The sequence below is a fragment of the Pseudomonas sp. genome, assembly GCF_032058845.1.
In the GTDB taxonomy this organism is placed as follows: domain Bacteria; phylum Pseudomonadota; class Gammaproteobacteria; order Pseudomonadales; family Pseudomonadaceae; genus Aquipseudomonas.
Map to the genome: position 1 here is coordinate 1 of NZ_DAMCCR010000179.1, position 4153 is coordinate 4153.

The following is a 4153-nucleotide window of genomic DNA, read 5'->3' on the forward strand; positions in this document are numbered from 1 at the left end:
GCCAGACTGCCCAGCTCGGCGGCGCTGCGACAGCCCAGTGCACGCAGGCGGGGCCTGAGCAGCGCCAGCGGGTGCGGCCCAAGCGTGGTACCCAGCACCTGGTAGTCAGCCGCCACATCCTCGGCCACGGTCGGCGCCGGCAACGCCACGGCAGCTTCTGTCTGCGGTTCCACGTCAGCGAACAATGGCAACTGGGCCTGCACCGCCGCCACGGCCCAACGCGCCTGATGCCGATGGCTGACCAACGCTTGCAAGGCGCCAGCATCGGCCAACTGGGCACGCGCACGGGTGTCCAGGCCACTGCGCAGGCACACGTCTTCGACATCACGCCAGGGCCGTTGCAGGCGGGCCTGCACCAGGCGCTGCGCATCGGCCTCGACGAAGCCGCGGATCTGCCGTAATCCCAGGCGAATGGCCAGCGCCCCGCCGTGCAGCGGCTCCAGCGTGCAATCCCAGTGACTGTGCTGCACATCCACCGGACGCACTTCGATACCTTGGCGCCGCGCCTCCTGCAGCAGCTGGTCGGGGCTGTAGAAACCCATCGGCCAGCTATTGATCAGCGCGCAGGTGAAGATCGCCGGCTCGTGGCATTTCAGCCAACTGCTGGCATAGCAGAGCAACGCGAAACTGGCCGCGTGCGATTCGGGGAAACCATAGCTGCCAAAACCCTTGATCTGCTCGAACACGCGCTCGGCAAAGGCCGCTTCATAGCCGTTGCGCAGCATGCCCTGCAGCAGCCGCTCGCGGTGCGGCTCCAACCCGCCGTGGCGCTTCCAGGCGGCCATGCTGCGGCGCAGCTGGTCGGCTTCACCGGGGGTGTAGTCGGCGGCGACCATGGCCAGCTCCATGACCTGTTCCTGAAACAACGGCACGCCCAAGGTGCGGGCGAACACCTCCTTGAGTGCGGGCGACGGATAGCTGATGGGTTCTTCGCCCATGCGCCTGCGCAGAAACGGGTGGACCATGTCGCCCTGAATCGGCCCCGGTCGGACGATGGCAACCTCGATCACCAGGTCGTAGAAGGTGCTCGGTTTGAGCCGCGGCAACATGGCCATCTGCGCGCGCGATTCGATCTGGAAAACGCCCATGGTCTCGGCGCGGCTGATCATGGCGTAGGTGGCCGGGTCCTCTGGCGGAATGGTGGCCAGGGTCAGGTGCCGACCACGGTGCAGTTGCAGCAGGTCGAAACAGCGGCGCAGGGCGCTGAGCATGCCCAGGGCGAGAATATCGACCTTGAGCAGGCCGACCATGTCGAGGTCGTCCTTGTCCCACTGGATGACCGTGCGCTCGGCCATCGCGGCATTTTCCACCGGCACCAGCTGATGCAACGGCTGCTCGCTGATGACGAAACCCCCGGGGTGCTGCGACAGGTGGCGCGGGAAGCCGATCAATTCGCCAGCCAGCACCAGAATGCGCCGCAGCCAGGGGCTGTCTGCCTCGAAGCCGGCTTCGGCCAGGCGCTGAGCATCGGGAATACGGTCACTCCAGCGGCCACAGCATTTGGCCAGCGCGTCGATCTGCTCGCCTGGCAAGCCCAGCACCCGGGCGACATCGCGCACCGCGCCGGCGGCATGGTAGGTGCTGACCACCGCCGTCAGCGCTGCGCGCTGGCGGCCATAGCGGCGGAACACGTACTGGATGACTTCTTCGCGGCGATGGTGCTCGAAATCCACATCGATATCGGGTGGCTCGTTGCGTTCGCGCGACAGGAACCGCTCGAACAGCAGGCGGTGCTGCATGGGATCGAGCTCGGTAATGCCCAGCACGAAGCACACCACCGAGTTGGCCGCAGAGCCACGCCCCTGGCAAAGAATGTGCTGGCTGCGGGCAAAGGCGACGATGTCGTGCACGGTGAGGAAATAGCTGTCGTAGCCCAGCTCTTCGATCAGCGCCAATTCCCGCTCCAGCGCGTCGAGCACGGCCTGGCTCGGACCCGACGGCCAGCGCCGGATCAGCCGCGCCTCGCACAGGCTGCGCAGCCAGCTGGCCGGGGTCTGGCCCTCGGGCACCAGTTCGCGCGGGTACTGGTAACTCAACTCGCTCAGATCGAAGCGGCAGCGCTGGGCGATGACCAGGGTTTCGCTCAGCCACTGTGCAGGATACAGCTCGATCAGTTGCGCCAGGCTGCGCAGGTGCCGCTCACCGTTGGCGAACAGCGACGCCCCGGCCTCGGCCACGGTACAGCGCTGGCCGATGGCCGTGAGGCAATCCTGCAGGGCCCGCCGACCGCGCACATGCATGTGCACATCGCCACAGGCCACCGCAGGGATACCCACCGCCTGGGCGAGGCTGCGCAGCTGGGCGGTGCGCGCGCCATCGTCACTGCCGCGGTGCAGGTGCACGCCGAGCCACAGCTGGCTGCCGAACACGGCATGCAGCGCATGGCCCGCCGCAGGGTCGGACACCGGTTCCGGCAGCCAGAGGGCCATCAGCCCCTGCGCATGTGCCGGCAGGTCTTCGGCCAGCAAACGGTAGTGCCCTTTGCCCGCCCGGCGCCGGGCCAGGGTGATCAGCGCGCAGAGGTTCTGGTAGCCCTGCAGGTTCTCGACCAGCAGCACCAGCCTGGGGCCGTCATGCAGTCGCACTTCGCTGCCGACGATCAGCGCGACACCCTGGTTTTTCGCCGCCTGCCAGGCGCGCACGATACCGGCCAGGGTGCACTCGTCGGTAATGGCCAGCGCACGATAGCCTTGTTGCCGCGCACGGCCCATCAGCTCATCGGCGCTCGAGGCCCCGCGCTGGAAGCTGAAATTGGACAGGCAATGCAGCTCGGCGTACTCCAGCTGGCTCATGCAAACCAGCCTTGCAGCCACACCGGCCCCGGCTGGCCGAGGTCCTGGTAGGCCCAGCCGCGCAAGCCCTCGCGGGTTTCGATGCGAAAGTAATCGCGGCGTACGTCGCCGCCATCCCACCAGCCAGACTCGATGCGTTCGGCCTGGCCGAGCAAGGTGAAGGAGCTGGGCGGCAATGCCTGGGGTTCGGCCAACAACCAGCCAGGGCGCAGCGCAACGGCGCCTGCGACAGCCCCGCTTGCGGGGTTGGCCACTGCACGCCAGGCCTGTTCCGGGCGGTGGTCGGCCTGGGCACTGAGGCCCATGACCGCCGTATCGCCCAGTCGCGCCCGCAAGCGCTCGCGCAGTTGATCCCAGGATTGGCTCTGCGCCGGGCGTGCATCGAACAGGCTCTGGTGGGTGGGCACGAAGGCCGGCAGATCATTCACCTGCAGGCGCAGGCTGCGCACCGGCGCGGGCAGCTGCAGGGCTTCCAGGCGTCCACGCGTGAGCTCGAACAGCAACGCGGCCTCGCGTTCGGCGCTGAGCAGCCCGACCTTGAGCAGCGTGCTTTCACCGCCGGCGTGCTCCAGGTACAGGTCAAGGCGCTGTACAGCGCTGTCGCGCGCGGCCAGGAACACGGCGAGGTCGTTGATCAAACGGCGCACGGGAAACAGCAGCGCCTGATGCGACTCGACGTCGAAATTCAGTTCCAGGCGCGACTCGAAACGCTCCGGCGGCTGATAGAACGCCAAGGGCACACTGCGTAACCCCAGTAATTGATCCAGATGCAGCTGCACGCTGGCTGCAAAGCGACGCGCCAGCGCAGCCCGAGGCAGCGCCAGGACCTGGTCGAGGCGGCGAAGCCCCATGCGGCTGAAGGCTTGTACGGCGTCTGTGGGCAGGCCGATGCGCTCGATGGGCAGCTGCGCAAGGGCCGCGCGGGTCTGTTCCAAGCTGTTCAGGGCCAGGCCATCATGGACATTGGCCAGCATGCGCGCCGCCGCAGGGCTGGTGGCCAGGACGATACGCTGGCGCAAGCCCATCGCATCGAGTTGCTCGCGCATGCGCGCCTGTAACGCCGACCACGGCCCGAACAATTGCAGGCTCGAGCCCACTTCCAGCAGTAGTGCACGAGGATAGTGCAGGCTCACCTGAGCGCTGTAGCCGTAGGCCCAGGCCGCCAGCAGTTGCTGGACCTGCTCAATGCGCGCAGGGTCGGCCTCGACGCAGGTGAAGCCTTGCGCCAGGGCGCGTGCGGCGGTCAGGCTCTGCCCGGCACGCAAGCCCAGGCGGGCCGCAGCCGGGTTGACCGCCTGCAACACGCGGCGCTGTAACGGGCCGGTGATCAGAACCAGGGGCGCGTGCGCGTCATCGCGGTC

At 67.7% G+C, this 4153-nt stretch carries 2 protein-coding genes; both read right to left on the reverse strand.

The annotated features are described in order from the left end of the window. Positions 1 to 2813 (reverse strand): error-prone DNA polymerase (locus tag RT028_RS20055; RefSeq protein WP_409567322.1); only part of this gene is annotated, 2813 nt, incomplete at its 3' end. Next, positions 2789 to 4153: DNA polymerase Y family protein (locus RT028_RS20060; RefSeq protein WP_312937212.1), on the reverse strand; the 1365-nt coding region annotated here is incomplete at its 5' end. The genes RT028_RS20060 and RT028_RS20055, both read right to left, overlap by 25 nt.